The 18,353-nt window shown below is 66.5% G+C and carries 17 protein-coding genes; 10 read left to right on the top strand and 7 right to left on the bottom strand.

The genetic code is table 11. From position 1 onward, the window contains the following. Positions 1–47: 47 nt before the first annotated feature. Positions 48–200, bottom strand: a complete 153-nt coding sequence (locus tag A5697_RS01855; RefSeq protein WP_231971948.1) for a hypothetical protein — start codon at positions 198–200, stop codon at positions 48–50. Positions 201–259: 59 nt separating this feature from the next. Here A5697_RS01855 and A5697_RS01860 point away from each other — a divergent pair, with 59 nt between their 5' ends. From A5697_RS01860 to A5697_RS01880, 5 genes are all read left to right on the top strand, one after another. Then, positions 260–433 (top strand): CsbD family protein, encoded by a 174-nt coding sequence (locus A5697_RS01860; protein ID WP_046182002.1) that lies wholly within the window; start codon positions 260–262, stop codon positions 431–433. After that, a complete protein-coding gene (locus tag A5697_RS01865) occupies positions 430–1,137 on the top strand; it encodes a cutinase family protein (RefSeq protein WP_197500886.1) in 708 nt (235 codons plus the stop codon). The genes A5697_RS01860 and A5697_RS01865 overlap by 4 nt, the downstream gene beginning before the upstream one ends. Positions 1,138–1,164: 27 nt before the next feature. After that, positions 1,165–2,148, top strand: a complete 984-nt coding sequence (locus A5697_RS01870; RefSeq protein ID WP_067943372.1) for an NAD-dependent epimerase/dehydratase family protein — start codon at positions 1,165–1,167, stop codon at positions 2,146–2,148. Positions 2,149–2,269: 121 nt separating this feature from the next. Then, the gene (locus A5697_RS01875; RefSeq protein WP_068007578.1) at positions 2,270–3,673 is read left to right on the top strand and encodes a wax ester/triacylglycerol synthase family O-acyltransferase; all 1,404 of its coding nucleotides are present in this window, start codon (positions 2,270–2,272) and stop codon (positions 3,671–3,673) included. Between the two features lie 12 nt (positions 3,674–3,685). Further along, positions 3,686–4,849 carry a zinc-binding dehydrogenase gene (locus A5697_RS01880; protein ID WP_068007487.1) on the top strand — a complete coding sequence of 388 codons (1,164 nt, stop codon included), beginning with the start codon at positions 3,686–3,688 and terminating at the stop codon, positions 4,847–4,849. On the opposite strand, the gene A5697_RS01885 is transcribed toward A5697_RS01880, so the two are convergent. After that, the gene (locus tag A5697_RS01885; protein WP_067943433.1) at positions 4,833–5,219 is read right to left on the bottom strand and encodes a PPOX class F420-dependent oxidoreductase; all 387 of its coding nucleotides are present in this window, start codon (positions 5,217–5,219) and stop codon (positions 4,833–4,835) included. The genes A5697_RS01880 and A5697_RS01885 overlap by 17 nt on opposite strands. A 132-nt stretch (positions 5,220–5,351) precedes the next feature. Between A5697_RS01885 and A5697_RS01890 the strand changes: the two genes are divergently transcribed. Further along, positions 5,352–5,915, top strand: a complete 564-nt coding sequence (locus tag A5697_RS01890) for a TetR/AcrR family transcriptional regulator (RefSeq protein ID WP_068007490.1) — start codon at positions 5,352–5,354, stop codon at positions 5,913–5,915. Position 5,916: 1 nt separating this feature from the next. Here the strand turns inward: A5697_RS01890 and A5697_RS01895 are convergent, their stop codons facing one another. After that, positions 5,917–7,119: a cytochrome P450 gene (locus A5697_RS01895; RefSeq protein ID WP_068007492.1), complete on the bottom strand. Its 1,203-nt coding sequence runs from the start codon at positions 7,117–7,119 to the stop codon at positions 5,917–5,919. 200 nt (positions 7,120–7,319) lie between these two features. Here A5697_RS01895 and A5697_RS01900 point away from each other — a divergent pair, with 200 nt between their 5' ends. Beyond that, positions 7,320–8,624 (top strand): diaminopimelate decarboxylase, encoded by a 1,305-nt coding sequence (locus A5697_RS01900; RefSeq protein WP_068007494.1) that lies wholly within the window; start codon positions 7,320–7,322, stop codon positions 8,622–8,624. A 98-nt stretch (positions 8,625–8,722) separates the two neighbouring features. Beyond that, positions 8,723–9,379 carry a rhomboid-like protein gene (locus A5697_RS01905; protein ID WP_231971946.1) on the top strand — a complete coding sequence of 219 codons (657 nt, stop codon included), beginning with the start codon at positions 8,723–8,725 and terminating at the stop codon, positions 9,377–9,379. Here the strand turns inward: A5697_RS01905 and A5697_RS01910 are convergent. Beyond that, the gene (locus tag A5697_RS01910) at positions 9,376–11,418 is read right to left on the bottom strand and encodes a glycoside hydrolase family 172 protein (protein WP_082953197.1); all 2,043 of its coding nucleotides are present in this window, start codon (positions 11,416–11,418) and stop codon (positions 9,376–9,378) included. The genes A5697_RS01905 and A5697_RS01910 overlap by 4 nt on opposite strands. Positions 11,419–12,928: 1,510 nt before the next feature. Beyond that, complete coding sequence (gene ligD / locus A5697_RS01915) at positions 12,929–13,966, bottom strand: non-homologous end-joining DNA ligase (protein ID WP_068007498.1); 1,038 nt, start codon at positions 13,964–13,966, stop codon at positions 12,929–12,931. Between the two features lie 26 nt (positions 13,967–13,992). On the opposite strand from ligD, the gene A5697_RS01920 reads away from it, so the two are divergent. Continuing rightward, entirely contained in the window at positions 13,993–15,063 is a 1,071-nt protein-coding gene (locus A5697_RS01920; protein WP_067943361.1) for an ATP-dependent DNA ligase, read from the top strand. Here the strand turns inward: A5697_RS01920 and A5697_RS01925 are convergent. Beyond that, a complete protein-coding gene (locus A5697_RS01925) occupies positions 15,060–16,595 on the bottom strand; it encodes an HNH endonuclease signature motif containing protein (RefSeq protein WP_067943359.1) in 1,536 nt (511 codons plus the stop codon). The two genes, A5697_RS01920 and A5697_RS01925, sit on opposite strands and share 4 nt — an antisense overlap. Before the next feature lie 127 nt (positions 16,596–16,722). Between A5697_RS01925 and A5697_RS01930 the strand changes: the two genes are divergently transcribed. After that, positions 16,723–17,091: a hypothetical protein gene (locus A5697_RS01930; protein ID WP_067943357.1), complete on the top strand. Its 369-nt coding sequence runs from the start codon at positions 16,723–16,725 to the stop codon at positions 17,089–17,091. A gap of 1 nt (position 17,092) precedes the next feature. Here the strand turns inward: A5697_RS01930 and A5697_RS01935 are convergent, their stop codons facing one another. Beyond that, a complete protein-coding gene (locus tag A5697_RS01935) occupies positions 17,093–18,319 on the bottom strand; it encodes a cytochrome P450 (protein ID WP_067943427.1) in 1,227 nt (408 codons plus the stop codon). Positions 18,320–18,353: the final 34 nt, after the last annotated feature.

Below are 18,353 nucleotides of genomic sequence, written 5' to 3' on the forward strand. Positions count from 1 at the left end.
GCCACGAGGACGAAGCTATCAGCCGGCCCCGCGCGGCGGGCCGGTTTCTAGCCTGGCGGCTCCGTGGGCTCCGGGGCGGGCGGTTGCGCGGTCGGCGAGTCCCTCAGATACCTGCGCAGCCGAAGCAACTGGTTGACCACCATGCCGATGCCCAGCAACATCAGCCCCACCACTATTGCGACCACGATTGCGGCGCTCACCCCTCCATGATGGCAGGACGGGGTTTCAACATCTCCCATTGCTGGGTAGCCACACCGGCATGAGTAACGAGGACAAGCTGAAGAACAAGATCGAAGACCTGGGCGGGCGGGCCAAAGAGGCCATCGGCAAGGCGACCGGCGACCACGACACCCGGGACGAGGGCCGGGCGGACCAGGCGAAGTCCAGCCTCAAGGACGCGGGCGAAAAGGTGAAAGACGCGTTCAAGAAGTGATCGGGCTTTCCGCGTTGCGCCGGCTGCCGGCGCTCGTTGGACTGGCGGCGCTGACAGCCGGCGCCCTGGTGTCCAGCGCGCCCAGTCCGTCGGCCTCCGCGGACCCGTGCCCCGAGGTCGAGGTGGTGTTCGCCCGCGGGTCGGGCGAACCGCCCGGCATCGGCGGCATCGGCGGGTCGTTCGTCGATGCGTTACGCTCGCAGATCGGCCCGCGCTCGCTCGGTGTGTATGCGGTCAATTATCCTGCCAGCACCGACTTTTCGGCCCCCGACTTCCCACAGACGGTCGTCGACGGCATCCGCGACGCCAGCTCGCACGTCGAAGCCACGGCCAAAAACTGCCCCAACACCCGTGAGGTGCTGGGCGGCTACTCGCAGGGCGCCGCCCTGGCCGGGTACGTCACCTCTGCGGCCGTGCCGCCGGGTGTCCCCGCGTCGGCCGTGCCCCCGCCCATGCCGCCCGACGTCGCCAACCATGTCGCCGCGGTCACATTGTTCGGAACGCCGTCGGGCGACTTCCTGCAGAAGTACCACGCACCGCCGCTGGCGATCGGCCCGCTGTATCAGCCGAAGACCATCGAGCTGTGCGCCCAGGGCGATCCGGTGTGCGGCAGCGGCAACGGCAACGACTTCGCCGCCCACACGTCCTACGGGATGAACGGCATGACGGGCCAGGCCGCCAACTTCGCCTCCAGTCACCTGTAGTCCGGACGGCCCTGCAAAGATCGCACCATGCGCGTTCTGATCACAGGCGGTACGGGGTTTGTCGGCGGCTGGACGGCCAAGGCCATCGCCGACGCGGGGCACTCGATCCGGTTTCTGGTGCGCAACCCCGGCAAGCTGGAGACCACTGTGGCCAAGCTGGGCGTCGACGTGTCCGACTTCGCCGTCGCGGACATCACCGACCGGATCGCGGTGCGCGAGGCGCTGGACGGCTGCGAGGCCGTCGTGCACAGCGCCGCCCTGGTCGCCACCGACCCGCGCCAGACGACGGAAATGCTCACCACCAACATGCAGGGCGCCCAGAACGTCCTCGGCCAGTCGGTCGAGCTGGGCTTGGACCCGATCGTCCACGTGTCCAGTTTCAGCGCGCTCTTTCATGCCGGCCTGGAAGAGCTGTCGGCGGACCTGCCGGTCGTCGGCGGGGCGGACGGCTACGGGACCTCCAAGGCGCAGGTCGAGATCTATGCCCGCGGTCTGCAGGATGCGGGTGCGCCGGTGAACATCACCTACCCGGGCATGGTCATCGGTCCGCCGGTGGGCGACCAGTTCGGGGAGGCCGGCGAAGGCGTCAAGGCCGCCCTGCAGATGCATGTGATCCCGGGGCGGAGCGGGGCCTGGCTGATCGTCGACGTGCGCGATGTGGCCGCGTTGCATGCGGCGCTGCTGGAACCCGGCCGCGGCCCGCGCCGGTACATGGCGGGCGGCCATCGCGTTCCGGCGGCGGAGTTGGCGAAAATGCTCGGCGAGGTGTCCGGGTCGGCGATGGTCTCGGTTCCGATCCCCGATACCGCCCTGCGCGTCGCCGGCGCGGTAATGGATCGCGCCAGCCGGTTCGTACCCTTCGACACGCCCTTCACGTGGGCCGGGATGCAGTACTACACGCAGATGCCGGCGTCCGACGATTCGCCCAGCGAGCGCGAACTGGGCATTACCTACCGGGATCCCCGAGAGACTCTGGCTGACACATTCGAAGCGCTCCGCGCCGTCAGCTGAGCGTCACCGGGCTGAAGGACCAACGACTGCCGTAACGGGGTCCTAATGCCCTCGCGGGGCGTGGTCTGCGGAGAGAACATCACCGTAACGTTCGGCTCCTCCGCGTCCGGGGATGTACAGCATGACCAAACCGATTCCGCCCCTGGATCTTTCATGGCTCTTGATCGAGTCGCCGGCCGGCACGACGCATGTCGGCGCCATGCTGTTGTTCAAGAAGCCCGCGGGCCGCGCGCCCATCGTGCGCGAGATCGTGCAGGCGTATCGCGCGTGCGTGCCGGCACCGCCCTTCAACTACGTTCCGGAGCTGCTCGGTCGGGGGGCACCTCATTTCCGGGAGGTGACGCACTGGGATCCCAACTACCACGTGGGACACCTGGCCCTCCCCGCTCGCGCCTCCTACGACGACCTGCTGCGGCTCGTCGCGGATCTGCACGAGCCACAGCTCGACCGCAACCGGCCGCTATTCCGGTGCTGGGTGATCGACGGGGTGCCGGGCGGTAGGTTCGCGATCTACACGAAAACCCATCACTCGATCATCGACGGCGAATCCGGCCTCAAGCTTCTGTACGCCGGGCTGAGCACGACCGGGGAGCGCACCGTCCCGACACCGGCCTTCGCGCTGGGCGCGCCTCAAACCACGCCGCACCCGCCGACCCCCTTCACGTCGCGGATCACCGACTCGATTCGCGCGACCCTCACGCAGGTCGAGGCGCTCAGCCAGATTTCGGTCGGCGCGCTGCGCAAGCTCTTCGCGACCATCGTCCGATCGCACCTGGAGGGCAGTCTGCCGTTCGGGGCGCAACACGCCCCGACCAACGCCCCGCTGCAGATCGGGCGCAGCTTCGCGACGCTTTCCCTGCCGCTCGAGGAGATGCACGAGGTCGGGCGGCGCCTCGGGGCGACCCTGAACGACGTGGCTGTCACGGTCATCGATGCGGGGCTGCACGACTACCTACGCGAGACGGGCCAGGCCTTCGCGCATCCCTTCATTGCGATGTGCCCGGTCTCGCTGCGTGGCGGCGCGGACACGACGATCGGTACGCGAGTGTCCGCGGTGTTCCCGCGACTCGGAGAGCCCGGAGCGAGCATGCGGGAACGGATCCAACAGGTGGTGAACTCGGTCGCCGCGTGCAAGAAAGAGCTCAGCCGCATGTCCAGCGAGGCGGCACTCACCTATGCGGCCGGGCTCGTTGCGCTCGCCGGGCTGGGTTCATCCACGCACCTGGACCGTGTCGCGCACCCGGCGTGCAACCTCGTCATCTCCAACGTGGCGGGCGCAGAGGAGGTCAAATACCTCAACGGTGCGCGCCTTCTCGGCATCTACCCGGTTTCCGCCCTCGCGGCCTCCATCGGACTCAACGCCACCTTCGCGTCCTACCACGACACCATGGACTTCGGTTTCGTCGCCAACGCCGCGGCGCTCGGTGACCTCCCGCACCTCGCCCGGTGCACCCGGCGGGCCTACGGACAGTTGAGAGCAGCGGCAGGGCTGCAACCTTCGAGTTCCAAGTCGGCCACCGTGTAGGAGGATCGACTGATGAAGAGCGTAACGTGCACCAACGCGAAGCTGGACGTCGTCGACCTGCCTGCACCGACCCCGGCCAAAGGCCAGTTGCTGATCGACGTCCTACGGTGTGGCATCTGCGGATCGGATCTGCACGCGCGCCGGCACTGCGACGAACTCGCCGACGTGATGGCCGAGTCGGGATATGACGCGTTCATGCGATCGGATCAGCAGGTGGTGTTCGGTCACGAATTCTGCGGAGAGGTCATCGATTACGGTCCCGGCACCCGCAAGGCCCCGCGGCCCGGCACCCCGGTCGTGGCCCTGCCGCTGCTGCGGCGCGGCAAGGAGGTGCATGGGATCGGGTTGTCGACCATGGCGCCGGGCGCCTACGCCGAGCAGCTCCTGGTCGAGCAGTCGCTGACGTTCGCCGTGCCGAACGGGCTGTCCCCCGACGTCGCCGCGCTGACCGAGCCGATGGCCGTCGGGTGGCACGCCGTTCGCCGCGGCGAGGTGGGCAAGGGTGACGTCGCCATCGTCATCGGCTGCGGCCCAATCGGTCTCGCGGTTATTTGCATGCTCAAGGCGCATGGGGTGCGCACCGTCGTCGCGAGCGACTTCTCGGCGGGCCGCCGGGCGCTCGCGACGGCCTGCGGCGCCGATATCGTGGTCGACCCCGCACAGGACTCGCCCTACGAGACCGAGGCCGGCCGCAAGCATCTGCAAGGCATCCTCGAGGCGTTCGACCTCGCGGTCGGGACGATCGAGAAGCTACAAAGGCTGCGGCTGCCGTGGTGGCACGTGTGGCGCGCCGCCGAAGCCGCCGGCGCGGCAACCCCCAAACATCCCGTAGTCTTCGAATGCGTCGGCGTCCCGGGCATCATCGACGGCATTATCTCCGGCGCGCCGCTGTTCTCGCGCATCGTCGTCGTCGGCGTCTGCATGGGCGCCGACCGCATTCGGCCGGCGATGGCGATCAACAAAGAAATCGATCTGCGGTTCGTGCTCGGCTACACGCCCCTGGAGTTCCGCGACACCCTGCACATGCTCGCCGACGGCAAGGTCGACGTCGCGCCGCTGATCACCGGTACGGTCGGATTGGCAGGCGTCGAAGCCGCTTTCGATGCACTCGGTGACCCCGAGGCGCACGCGAAGATCCTGATCGACCCCAAGAGCCACGCTACGCGGCCGGTTTGATCTCAAGTCCCACGTGCACCTTGTCGACGCCGCCGCGCACGATCGAGTGGGCATAAAACCACCACGCGTGGTACCAGTACCGCTTGAGCACGGCGTTGTACACGCGCCGCGTCTCCGACTTCGGCAGAACGCGCGCGATCCCTTCGACCGGCTCGCTCTTCGGCTTCCCCAGGGATCCACTCCTCGCGATCGTCACCCGCGGCGTGTTGTTGATCCGCTTGACCTTCCACGAACCGTCGTCGGTGATGACCAGGAGCTTGTCCCCGTCGGGCACGCCCCAGATCGCCGTCGGTTTGGGGCGACCGTCCTTGGTGAACGTGGTCAGAAGCAGGTACTTGGATGCGATGACGTCTTTAAAGCTTGGAGCCACGGTATTTTCCTTCACTTTTTGAACTGTCCGGATGGCAGTTCCCCGGCCGCCGATTCCTTAATCATGGACTTGGCCTGCGCCTGTCCAGGCGCCGTGTTGATTTTTAGCGATCGCCCAAATTAGGGTCCGTTGATGGCCAGGGACTCCGCGACCCGCGACACGCTCATTGACGCGACGATCCAGATCATGGTCGACGAGGGTTATGCCGCGGCGACGTCGCGCCGGGTGGCGGCCGAAGCCGGCGTCAAGCCCGCCCTGGTGCACTACTACTTCCCCACCATGGACGACCTTTACCTGAACGTCTTCCGGCGTGGCGCGGCCGCCTACCTGGAGCGCCAGCAGCGGGCGTTGGCGTCCGACCGCCCCCTGCATGCCTTCTGGGACACGCTCATCGAGCCGAAGGACACCCGCCTGCTGCTGGAGTTCATGGGGCTCGCCAACCACCGCAAGGAAATCAGGACCGAGATCGCGGCCTGGTCGGAGCGTTGGCGCGAGATGCAGATCACCGCGCTGAATTTCATTGTCCGCGAACATGGTTTGGACACCGGTGATTTCCCGCCGGCCGGCCTCGCGGTCATCCTCGCCGCGGTAGGCCGCATGCTGATCCTGGAGCAGGCGCTCGGCGCCACCACAGGCCACGCGGAGGCGGTCGCGCTGGTGAGTCGCATCGTCGATCGATTCGAGATGCCGAGCTGATTCAGGGCAATATGACCCGCAACCGCTCCCAGCCACGAACTGTCGATGTCGAGGCCAATTGCGCTGTGCCGTAGTCGATGCCCCATTCTGGCCAGCGGTTCAGAATCTCGTCCAGCGCAACGCGACCCTCGAGGCGGGCCAGGTTGGCGCCAAGGCAGTAGTGCACACCCTTGCCGAACGTGATGTGCGAGATATTGTCGCGGCGAACGTTGTAGGTGTCGGGATCGGTGTACCGGCGGTGGTCGCGGTTGGCTGCGCCGAACAGCAGCAGCATGGCGCTGCCGGCCGGAACCGTAGTGCCGTAACACTCGAAATCCCTTGCCATCCAACGGGCGACGTGTGGTCCCGTCGGCTCGAATCGCAGCGTCTCGTCGACGGTACGGGTCAACAGTGACCGGTCCTCGTAGACGGCGCGCCGCTGATCGGGATGCTCGGCGAGCACCTTGGCCAGCCAGCCGATCAGCCGGCCGGTCGTCTCGTTGCCCGCCCCCGCGACCACCTGCGTGTAGTGCAGCACCTCCGTGCGCGTCAGCTTTCGGCGCACCCCGTGCTCGTCGTCGAACTCGACGTTGAGCAGCGTCGTCATCAGGTCGTCAGAAGGGTTATTGGACCGCCATTCCACATAGTCGGCATAGATTCGGCCGTCGGCGATCGAGTCGGCGTCTGCAACTTTCAGCGGCGCACCCGGCTTGGTCCGCAGGTTGGCGTCGTTGGCGTCGCGGACCGAGACCTGTTCGGACTCAGGGATTCCCAACAGCATCCCGATCACCCGCATCGGCATCATCGAGGCCAGCTCCGCGATGATGTCGAAGCTCCCGGAGCCGACGAGCGGGTCCAGACACCGCACGCAGTATTGCCGGATCTGGTCCTCGAGCTCGGCCATGCGGCGGGGAGTGAACACGCGCGACATCAGGCCGCGCAGCCGCGTGTGTTCGGGCGGATCCTGGAACATCATGACGCCGGCGGGCATATCGAATTTCGACTTGATGAGCTCGAGGATGTCGCTGCGCTTGTTGGAGAACGTCTCCCAGTTGGCCAGCGCCCGCTCGACGTCGGAATGCCTGGACAGCGCCCAGAAGTCGTAACGATCGTTGTAGTAGATCGGCGCCTCTTCGCGCAGCCGGGCGTAGGTCGGATACGGGTCGGCGTTGATGTCGACGTCGTAGGGGTCGTAGTAGACGTCCGTGCCGCTGGTGACGGTCATCGATGCTCCACCTCCATTTTGGGCGATCGCCCAAATTTGCACGCACCCCTGTCTAGCAGCAGGTAGACCGAGCAGTCAAGGCGTCCGAGAGAATGATGTCCGCGTGACATTTGGCAAGGATCTGTGAAGATTTGCCGCCCGGGTGTGAAGGCTTCGTTAAGAAGACGGCACGCCCGCGGCCGGACCGGCACCGTGGAGGCATGACGCTCTTCGAGCTGCTTCCGTCGGTGAGGCACGGGTTTAACCCGCACCTCGATCGCGCGGTGTGGCCGCTGAGCGCCTACGTCGACGACCTGGGCCGATTGTGCGTCGGGGACGTCGCAGCCGACGATATTGCCACCGAGTACGGCACTCCCACCCACATGGTGGACGAAGAGGATTTTCGGGCCCGCATCCGCTGCTATCGCGCGACGCTGCCGGATGCCGAGCTGATTTACGGCGGCACGGCGCTGTTGAGCGTGGACGTGGCCCGCTGGGCCGCGGATGAAGGGGCCGGCGTGAACGTCAGCTCGGCCGCCGAGCTGGCGACCGCGCTGGCCGCCGACCTCCCGCCCTCGCGGATAGTCCTGGATGGCGCGAAGACCGCGACTGAGCTCGGTGACGCGATCGCGGCCGGCGTCGGGCGGATCGTGATCGACTCACCCAGCGAGATCTCGCTGCTCGCCTGCCGGGTGCGTCACCGTCAGCGCGTTCTGCTGCGGGTCATTCCCGACGCCGGGACACCCGACCGGAAATTCGGCTTCGCCCTGTCGGGGGGCCATTCGGCCCTCAAGCGTGTCCTGGACCAGCCGTCGCTCGACCTGGTGGGGTTGCACTGCCAACTCGGGGCGCACCTCATCGATGCCTCGCTCTACGGTGCGGCGATCCAGCAGATGATCGGCGTGATGGCCCAGGTCCGCGACCACCATCAGGTCGTGCTCACTGAGCTCAATCTCGGCGGCGGACACGCGATCCCATACCGTTCGGGCGACCCGGAGCTCAACCTGCGGTCACTCGGCGCTGCTGTGGATGCCGCACTGGAATCCGCTTGCGCGGAGTACGGATTCCCGCGGCCGAAGATCGCGATCGAGCCGGGCGGGGCGATCGCCGCACGCGCGGGGGTGACCCTGTGCCGGGTCACCGCTGTCAAGCGGCAGCCGGGCGGGCATACCTTCGTCGCGGTGGACGGCGGCCTGGCCGGCCACCCCGGGAATCCGGGCGCGAAATACACGGTGGCACTGGCGAACCGCCACCGGCCGACCGCGAGCGCACCGGTCACCGTCGTGGGCCGGAATGGAAACGGTGACGAGATCGCCCGCGGCGTCGAGCTGCCCGCGGACATCCGCCCCGGTGATCTGCTGGCGGTGGCCTGCACCGGTGCCTACCAGCACTCCACGGTATCGGGCGTCAGCCTGGTGGGCCGGCCGCCGCTGGTCGCCGTCTCCGGTGGTCGCTCCCGAGAACTCGTGCGCCGGGAGACCGTGGCCGACCTGCTGGCCCGCGACCGCGGTTGGAACGGCCAATGACGTCTTCCGGCACGAACGTTCGCGCACGCGCCGACCGTTTGCGTGTCACTGCTGCGTACGCCGTCCTGTTGCTCACGGTTTCGGTCACCCTGACGGCCATGGGTGCACGCACCCGCGCCTCAGTCGTCAGCGAAATGAGCACCAACCTGCACAACCTGGCGCACGGCCATCTGGCCGCCCTGGTCGGTAGCGCGTTCGTCAGCGACGGGGGCGACGTCTATCTCTGGTTGCCCGGCCTGGTGTGCCTGCTGGCGCTCGGCGAACTCACCTGGCGCGGTAGGGGCTTGCTGATCACGTTTGCCGTCGGCCACATCGGCGCCACGTTGATCCTCGCGGTAGGGCTGGTCGCCGCGGTGGAGACGGGATGGTTGCCGTTCTCGGTCGCCCGGGCCACCGACGTCGGGATCAGCTACGGCGCCGTGTGCGTGCTGGGGGCCCTGACCGCCTCGATACCGTTGCGCTGGCGTGCGGCCTGGATTGGTTGGTGGCTTGGCATCGGTTTGGTGGCCACGCTTGACGCGGACTTCACCGCGTTCGGTCACGTCCTGGCGCTGCTCCTTGGCATGGGGTTGTCGTTCCGGTTGCCGTCGATCACGCGCTGGACGCCGGTGCATGCGGCCTTGCTCACCGTCGGCGCGGCGTTCGGTTTCTTCGTGCTGTCGGGATGGTCATCGTCGGTGGCTCCCCTCGGTGGATTGACGGGCGTGGTGGTGGCCCTGCTCGCCAATCGGGTGGTGCGGTCGGCCGCGGTCTAATCGGTTGAGCCGGTGAGCGTCTCGATCTGATAGCGGCTGGCCGTCCACGGCGGGGAGTCGGGTGTGGGCGTGAGGGTGATTGTCAGCTGCGCTTTGCCCGCTGTTGCCGACTGCGGCAAGAGGTAAGTGTCGTCGAGCCAGCGATGAAAAGTGTTGCTGCGCGGCTGCAGCCAATTCCCCACGGGGACGCCGTCGATGGTGACGTCCGCCGACTGGAAGCCGTCCGCCTGATCAGACGTCCGTCTGAGCAGGATTCCGCGGTTGTCCGGGTCGGTCTCAAGATGGAACGTGACCGCACCGTTGGCGGCGCGGACCGAACCGATCACCGGATGGGTGTCGTCGGCGCCTTCATATTCGCTGACCAACAGCTGGTCCGTGCCGTCAGCGTCGGCGTAGCCGTGCAGGAGTCGACTGACCGGGTCGCCCGGGCGAACGTTGTCACCCGGCGCAAGAGTGTCATTCGGCTGCGTGTAGAGGAAAGCGGTTGAGCTGTAGTCGGGTTGAACCATGTTCCGTTTACCGTGCTCGATGCCGAAGCGGATCGCGGAGTGGTAATCGATGGCGTCGGCGAGCATGAGCCGATAGACGGCGACGCAGTAGTCGGCGCACCCGGCGGTCGACGTGCGGCGGTCGGGTTGACCGGTGAGCGGGTCACTGAAGCGGGTGCCGTCCTTGAAATACCAGCCGCCCTCGTAGAGGTCCTCGGTGCCGGTGCCATACCACTGGGGCGACCCGGCGCCGTCCGTGTAGACGCGCTCGGCCCCTTCGAGAAAGTAAGGGGCGGCGTCACTGAACGCGGTCCTGATCCGAGAACCGCGGATGGTGTGGCTGACGCCGACGAATTTCCCGTGGCCCTGCTCGTCGGCGAACAGCCAGTCCTGGCCCGGGACCGTCGGACCGGCATGCGAGCGAGCGGTGAAGTAGCCGGCGCGACCGCTGGCCAGCGCGGGCGCCCACTGGGCGTCGGGGGAGGTCGTCACGTCGCTGTCGATTCCGGCCACCGGGTCACCGGTGGTGTTCACCAGAGTGATGCGGGCCGCGTGGGCGAATGGCATGGGCCACCATGCGGACAACGACAGCGGTCCTCCGGGCTGCTGGGCCACGGCGAACATCAGGGACCGCACGGTATTGGTCCCCAACCCGGCGCCGAAAAACTCCCCGAGTGGGGAGTCGACCATGGTGCGGCCGTCGAAGTCCATTTGCAGCCGCAAGCCGCTCAGAAGTTGGTCCGCCGGTTCGGGCAGTTGCAGGCGTATCGCCGAGATGCTGCCCGGGCCGGCCGATTCCGCGATGGTCGTCCCGGCGCCGGCCGGGACCTCGACAACCCGGCCCTCATGAACAGCCGCAGCCGCAAACGGTTTGGGGTCGACGGTGCCCGCGGCGCGCAGCGTGGCGAGCACGTCGAGCGCGGGGTCGGCGGGTGAGAAAGTGGATACGCCCACGGCGTTCGAAAATTGGCGATAGTCGACGTGGTAGTACTCGAGATTGGATGCGACGCTGATCCGCATCGACTGCCGGTAGGGCATCGGCACCTTGATGTACACCCCGCCCGGCGACTGCGCCGCATTCGCAACGAGCGGCCATTCGAACGGCGCACCCAACGCACCGTCGACCACCGATTGCAGGGGAGCGTCGAGCACCGTTCGCCCGTCCAGTTCGACGCGGATGTTCCCGATCCGCGTCACCTTGCCGCCGTCGCGGGTGAGCCAGATCGAATCCACCTCGCCGGCACCGCGATCCTCGGCGATGACGCAACCGGCACCGCCGGAGGTCAGACATCCCCCGGTGCCGTTGCGGTTACCGGTGGAGAGGTCGAAATCACCGCCGCTGCGGTCGAAACTGGAGAGCTGCAGGGCCTGTGTGTCGGCGCGCAGATACGGCAGCCGGTCCAGCCGTCGATAGGTGTCCCAGCCGACCAGCCGGTCGGCGGCGCCGATGCCGCTCGGCTCCGCGAGCGCCGCGGCCGCGACGGTGATACTGGCCGCCCCCGGGAGCAAAAAGGCCAACGTTGCACACCACGCACGAATAGCCACCGGCATAGCGACAAAGCTTACTTTTCTCGGCCGGGTTGACCGGATTTGGAATCTAATACGCCCGGTGTTGCAGGACACCAACGATCGCTCTCGCATGAAATGCATTCAACGTGTTGGCGGTTCGGGGAAGGGCAGACCCTAATTGGCACGAGCAGATACGCCGGCGCGGTCGGTGGTCGTGCGGATAGCTTACCGAGCTCGCGGGCAGGATGGCAATGGGCACGACGGATGCCGCGATCCGGCGACAATGGCCGCTCCGCGGCGCCAGGAAGCTGGTATCTCGGCCCCCCCGAACACGTTTCGGATCGCCCTGCATTGTTGGAAATGTAGGTCGGATCGTGCGCTATTACGAATCTTATGCCCCGGGCCGCCCCTGCGGACGAATTTGGAAAATGAATGCAAATCAGGCGCTCGGCCGCCAGCACGGAGGCATCGCCGGCCGTGCCGGCCCGTTCGGGCGACGACTGTGGCCCGCTTTCAATCAGTTGAAGTAGATCGCCGCAAATTTGGTGAATCGCATGGCATTCCGCATTGCACTCACGTAACATAACTCCCCTCGGGCGTACATCTCTCCTCTAAAGGATGGAGTGGTCCATGTCTCGTGTGAAGTACAAGGTTGTCCTCGGGCTGATTCTGGCCGCCACCGCGTTGACATCCTCGGGTTGCACTATTCCGTTGACCATTGACTGCAGTACCGCTGCCACCGGGATAACCTGCTCGCCATAGGCGGCTGATCGGGCCGTCGAGGGGTTGCGCTACTGGCACGCTTCGCTTGGTAGGGGCTCACTTTGAGCCTACCGAGTGCACCGTTGGTGATATGGCGTGCCAGCCAGCGTACTGGTTTACGACGTCCTGGCTCAGGTGAAATCGCCTGCCTGTCACGCGCTTAGCTAAGTGGCGTGCGCATCCTCATGGTGCGCCGCGCGAGGAAGTTGCAGTGCGCATGTCCGCGGTAAAGCCCTGTAGCACAATAGGATCAATCCCGGGCTGGAATGGAAGTATCGACGGAGGATTGTCGCATGCCCTTTGATCGAGTCGGCATAGACTGCCGCAATTTTGTTGAAAGCCATAGTGTTTCGAATTGTGCTCACGTACAATAGCCCTCTCGGGCGAAGCATTTCTTCTCAACGAATGGAGTGGTCATGTCTCGTTTGAAGTACAAGGTTGTTCTCGGCGTGGTCCTGGGCTTCACCGCATTGGCGAGCTCCGGATGCACGTTGCCTACCATCTCGTGCACCAGCGGGGCCACCGGAATCACCTGCACGCCATAGGCGAAACTTCCGCCGTCGGGGTTGCGCTACTGGCACGCTCTATTTTGTAGGTCCGCCTTCGGCCGTGGGCGTGCCAGTCAGCGTACTGACTGCCATCGGATGGTTCCCTGAAAGCGTCTGTCTACCAGACGTTCTCGCACAGCCAGCGGGTGGGCGCTTGCGTCACTGTGACAAAAAGCCGTACGCCCTGTGGCACTTACGAAATCACCGCTGGGCGGCCGGCGGCGGCCAGGGGCCGAGCTCTGTCACCTTGACTTGCCGGTGTTCTTCAAGTCCGTATCCCTGCTCGGCTGAACTCGTTTCGGCTCGCCGGGCATCTTGGGATAGTTCGGCGGATACGGCATATCGCCAAGGCCCCGCTCTTCGTCAGCGTCGGCCATCTCCAGTAGAGGCGTGATCGACTGGGCCACGTCATTCATTGCGGCCCAGGGATCTTGGCGGGCCTTCACCAGATCGGGAACGGTTGCGATGGTGTAGTCGTCTGGTTCCGCGCCGGCCAGCTGGTCCCAGGTCAGCGGCGTCGACACCGTCGCGATCGGGGTGGGCCGTACCGAGTAGGCCGACGCCATGGTGCGGTCCCGGGCATTCTGATTGAAGTCAATGAAGATGCGCTCGCCGCGTTGCTCTTTCCACCACGCCGTGGTGACGGCCTCGGGCGCGCGTCGCTCTACCTCGCGGGCCAGCGCGATGCCGGCGCGGCGAACCTCGATGAAGTCCCAGTCGGTGGCGATCCGCAGAAAGACGTGGATCCCGCGCCCACCGGATGTCTTGGGATATCCGACCAGACCGAGCTCGTCGAGCAACGGCCGCAACACGTCGACCGCGACCTCGCGCGCCTGCTCGAAGGCGACACCGGGCTGCGGATCCAGGTCGATGCGCAACTCGTCGGGATGGTCGGTATCGGGGCAGCGCACCTGCCATGGGTGCAAGGTGATGGTGCCCATCTGTGCCGCCCACACGATGGCGGAGGGGTGCGTAACCTTCAGGGCATCGGCGGTGCGTCCGGAGGGGAACGTCACCTGGCAGGTCTGCAGATAGTCGGGGTGGTGCTGCGGCACCCGCTTCTGGTAAATCTCCTCCCCGTCGATGCCATCCGGGAAGCGCTGCAGATGGGTGGGCCGGTCACGGAGCGCATCGAGCATCGGACCACCAGCCACGGCGAGGTAGTACTCGACGAGCCGCCGCTTTGTGCCTTTCGAGCCCAGCTTGGGGAAATAGACCTTGTCCGGACTGGTCAGGCGAACCGCAATTCCGTCGACGTCGAGCTCTTCTGCAGCGGCCATACCAAAGATTCCAGCACAATCGGCCTATGGACTTACCCGTCATGCCCCCGGTGTCGCCGATGCTTGCCAAATCGGTGCGGTCGATCCCGCCCGATGCGTCATACGAGCCGAAATGGGACGGATTCAGGTCCATCTGCTTTCGTGACCGCGACGAAGTGGAGCTGGGCAGCCGCAACGAACGGCCCATGACGCGCTATTTCCCCGAGTTGGTGGCCGCGGTCCGCGCCGAGCTGCCCGAGCGTTGCGTGATCGACGGGGAGATCGTCATCGCAACCGACCACGGCCTGGATTTCGAGGCGCTACAACAGCGCATCCACCCGGCGGATTCGCGGGTACGGATGCTCGCCGAGGCGACGCCGGCGTCCTTCATCGCGTTCGACTTGCTCGCCCTGGGCGACGACGACTACCTGCGGCGGCCATTCAGCGAGCGGCGCGCCGCCCTCATTGAAGCCCTGGCGGACACCGGGCCTTCGATCCATGTCACGCCGGCCACCACCGACGTCGATGTTGCGCGGCGCTGGTTCGACGAATTCGAGGGGGCCGGCCTCGACGGTGTCATCGCCAAGCCGCTGACCGTCACCTATCAGCCCGACAAGCGCGTCATGTTCAAGATCAAGCACGAGCGCACCGCCGACTGCGTGGTCGCGGGCTATCGCATGCACAAGTCCGGCGGTCAAGCGATCGGCTCGCTGCTGCTTGGGCTCTACCAGGACGACGGTCAGCTCGCGTCCGTCGGGGTGATCGGCGCCTTCCCGATGGCCGAACGACGGCGCCTGTTCACCGAGCTGCAGCCGCTCGTCACCGATTTCGAGGACCACCCGTGGAATTGGGCTGCCCACGAAGCCGGCGAACGAACACCGCGCAAGAACGAGTTCTCGCGCTGGAACGCCGGAAAGGATCTCTCGTTCGTGCCGCTGCGTCCGGAGCGCGTTGTCGAGGTCCGCTACGACCACATGGAAGGCCGGCGCTTTCGCCACACCGCGCAGTTCAACCGGTGGCGCCCGGACCGCGAGCCTCGCTCGTGCACATACGAGCAACTCGAGCAGCCGGTGACCTTCAGCCTCGGGGACATCGTTCCGGGCCTGGGAGCGGACTAGAAGGGCGGCGGTTGGTTGCGTTCAGCGATGTGGACTGCGTTGAGCGCTCGTTCGGCATTGACGCGGCGGGCCCGATCTTGATTCCGGGTCCGGCGGCGTTTGGGCATCATGACTCCGCGCTCGCCGAGGGGCCCATATTGCGTTGAGGGAATTCGCAATTCGCCCGTCGGCAGGCACAGCGCGGGAAACAACAGCCGACTGCCCGGACGTGTGGTGTACGTCTGACCGGTGGGCGACGTCCACACCACCGTGCCGTCCGGCAGTTGCTCGTCCCGCCAGCCCGTCCAGAAAGTCTTCAGAAGATGGTGTTTTCTGCAGAGGCACTTGAGGTTCGACGCGTGGGTGGGGCCGAGCGGGTAGGGCACCGTGTGGTCGATGTCGGCGAACTCGGCGGGTCGATCGCAACCGGGGAACCGACATGTCATGTCGCGGCATCGGACGAACCGCTCCAGCTCGGCCGAGGGGCGATATCCCGGCTCGGGCTTCGCGTCGCCGGGATGACGCACCGGCCGGACTTTCGCGCCGCCGCGGATCAGCTCGGCGACCACCGCAGGCGAAATCACGCCGCCGCCGGTAATCAGCGCGGGCGGCCGGGACGGCGGCACGTCGGGCTCGGGATCGGGGGTGAGTGCCTCAACGAGCGTGGTCTGGTCCGTGATTGGCGTCCGCTCCGGTTGGCCCGCCATGTGCGGGTCCGGCTCGGCATCCAAGGCCGATGCGTCGGCTACGACGTGGATCATCACGCTGGCTGCCCGCCCGTCCTCGACGGCGCCGGCCGGGCAGTCCGCATTGCCGCAGCCGCAGGCGAGCCGGTCCGCGCCAGCGGCCAGCGCACCCAACGCGTCGGCACGGCGCTGCGCGACGGTGCGCGGATCCTCTTCGCACACCTCGTGAGCCATCTGCAGCAGGCGCCGGTCCAGTGTGGCCGCGTCGTGCGCATAGAGCCGGCCCCACAAGGCGGCGGTGCCCGACGGGTCGTCGGATTGATCGATGACGACGTCGCGGCTGCGGGCGCTTGCGCGCGTCCTCCGCAGCGCCCCCGGATCGTATTGGTCCACCACCGCGTCGATGGCTTGCGCGGTCTTGCTAGCCGACATCGGCCCGAACCTCATCGCCGCTTCGGCCAACGTCGTATCGATCAAACGCAGTGTGTCGGGGTCTTTTACGAGATCCGTGTGCCAGACGATGGTCGACGCCAGCCGGGCGCTGATCGTGCCCTCGGCGAACAGCGCCGCCACTTGCGGCACTCGATTGCGCAGCGCGGCGGCGAGGTACATCTGCCCGGAGGCCATGGCGTGGCTGATGTTTTGTGCCGCGGCGACTTCGGCGGCCACGGCATCCCAGTTGTCGCAGGACCAGTGGGCGGACACTGTGGGCCCTTCGGCTCGGCGATGCACCAGCTCCGCGATGGCGGCCAGCCGGCGTGCCGCGGCCGCCGCCTCTACCCGTGAACAGTCGGCGATCGCGGCAACCACTTCACCGTCGTCGGCGCGCGCCAACTCGTCGGCGACCGGAAGCGACCTATCGAACATATTTTCGATGATAGCCGCGCAGAGCAGCGCATCCCCGCCCGAAGGTGCCACCCTGTGGACAAACTTCCAACTGTGGATAACTTCGGCCGGGCGTTTAATACGACCCAGAGCGGGCAAGCGAACTCACATGTCTGTGACAGCGTTTCAGGATCTGCCGTTGGCCGATCGCGATCGCAAGTGGGACGGAGACGCCGCCGAGAAGCGGGTTCGCAGCTGGGCCGGGGCCGAGGACGCGCCGAACCAGAAATACCGTGATGCCCACGTCTGGTACGACAACGACAAGAAGGACAACTTCACGGCGTACAAACTGTTGATCGCCGATGTAGTCGGCGGCGACCTCAAGGCCGTGCCGCGTGGGGTGATGGCGGCCGGCGCCATCATGGACGGCGCCCGTGGCGGCATCGACCTGCCGAAGGCGGACGTCGACCGTGTCAAGAGCCACTTGGCGAAGTACTACAAGAAGATGGGCGAGAGCCCTCCGTGGGAGCGCGGGTGAGCTAGACCGCGACGGACAGGTGCGACAGTCCGCGCAGCGTGACGTTCGCCTTGTACTGCGGCTCGCCGTCGGGCCGCGCGTGCGGGAACCGCGCCGTCACCGCCGACAGCGCCACGCCGGCTTCCAGCCGGGCCAGCGGCGCACCCAAGCAGTAGTGCGCGCCCCGGCCAAAGCCCAGGTGTCGCAATCCTTTCCGGTCCGGATCGAAGATATCGGGCCGGTCGAATTCCGCAGGGTCACGGTGGGCGGCGGCGAGCACCAACATCATGACATCGCCCGCGGGAACCTCGGCTCCCCCAATCACCATGTCGGCGAGAGCAATTCGGCCGACCAGTTGTACGGGTGGGTCGAAGCGCAGGGTCTCTTCCACGATCGCCGGCGCTCGGCCCGGCTCGGCGCCCAGGGCGGTCCAGTGCGTGCGATGGCGCAGCATCGCCAACATGGCGTTCCCAATCAGGTTCACCGTGGTCTCATGTCCCGCGATCAAGAGCAGGTTGCAGGTGGAGACGATCTCCTCCTCGGTCAGTTGATCTCCGGACTCCTCCACCGCGATCAGCCCCGACAGCAAGTCATCACCGGGTGTCGAACGGCGGCGGTCGATCAGACCGTGGAAGTACTCGCGCAACCACGCCCCGGCCTGCTGTCGCTCGTTCGCCAGCTCCGGCGGCACGCCGGTGATCGTCGAAAACGGATCAAGCGCCTGGGCGAGCAACGCCGATGCGCGACTGAACTGGGGCTCGTCATCGAGGGGGACACCGAGCAGCCGGCAGATCACCGCGACCGGCAGCGGGTAGGCGAAATCCTCGACGACATCGAAGTGGCCCTTTTCGGCGACCCGATCGAGCATTCCGTCGACCAGCGAACGGATATCGGGTTCCAACGCGTTCACCACCTTCGGCGCGAATGCCTTGCTGACCAGCCTGCGCAGCCTGGTGTGATCGGGTGGATCGAGAAACAAGAAACCCGGCGGACCCTGCCTGCGCGGCGACGTGCCGGCCTCGGCCTGCCGCTTGGCGACCGTCGAGTTGACGTTGTCGCTGCTTGACGACGGGTGCCGCAATACCTCGTCGCAGTCTCGGTAGCTCGAGAAGACGGTCAGGTTGGCGCCGGGCAACTGCAACGCTCCCCCGTCGCGAAACTGCGCACACAGGGGATACGGGTCGGGCCGGTTGGCCGGGTCCAGCAGCTGCAGCAGCAACCCCTGGGAATCGGTCGGCGCGGTCGTCATGCGGCCATTCTGCCCCTCGGCGGGCCGCACACAG

The organism is Mycobacterium sp. E3251 (genome assembly GCF_001666835.1).
In the GTDB taxonomy this organism is placed as follows: domain Bacteria; phylum Actinomycetota; class Actinomycetes; order Mycobacteriales; family Mycobacteriaceae; genus Mycobacterium.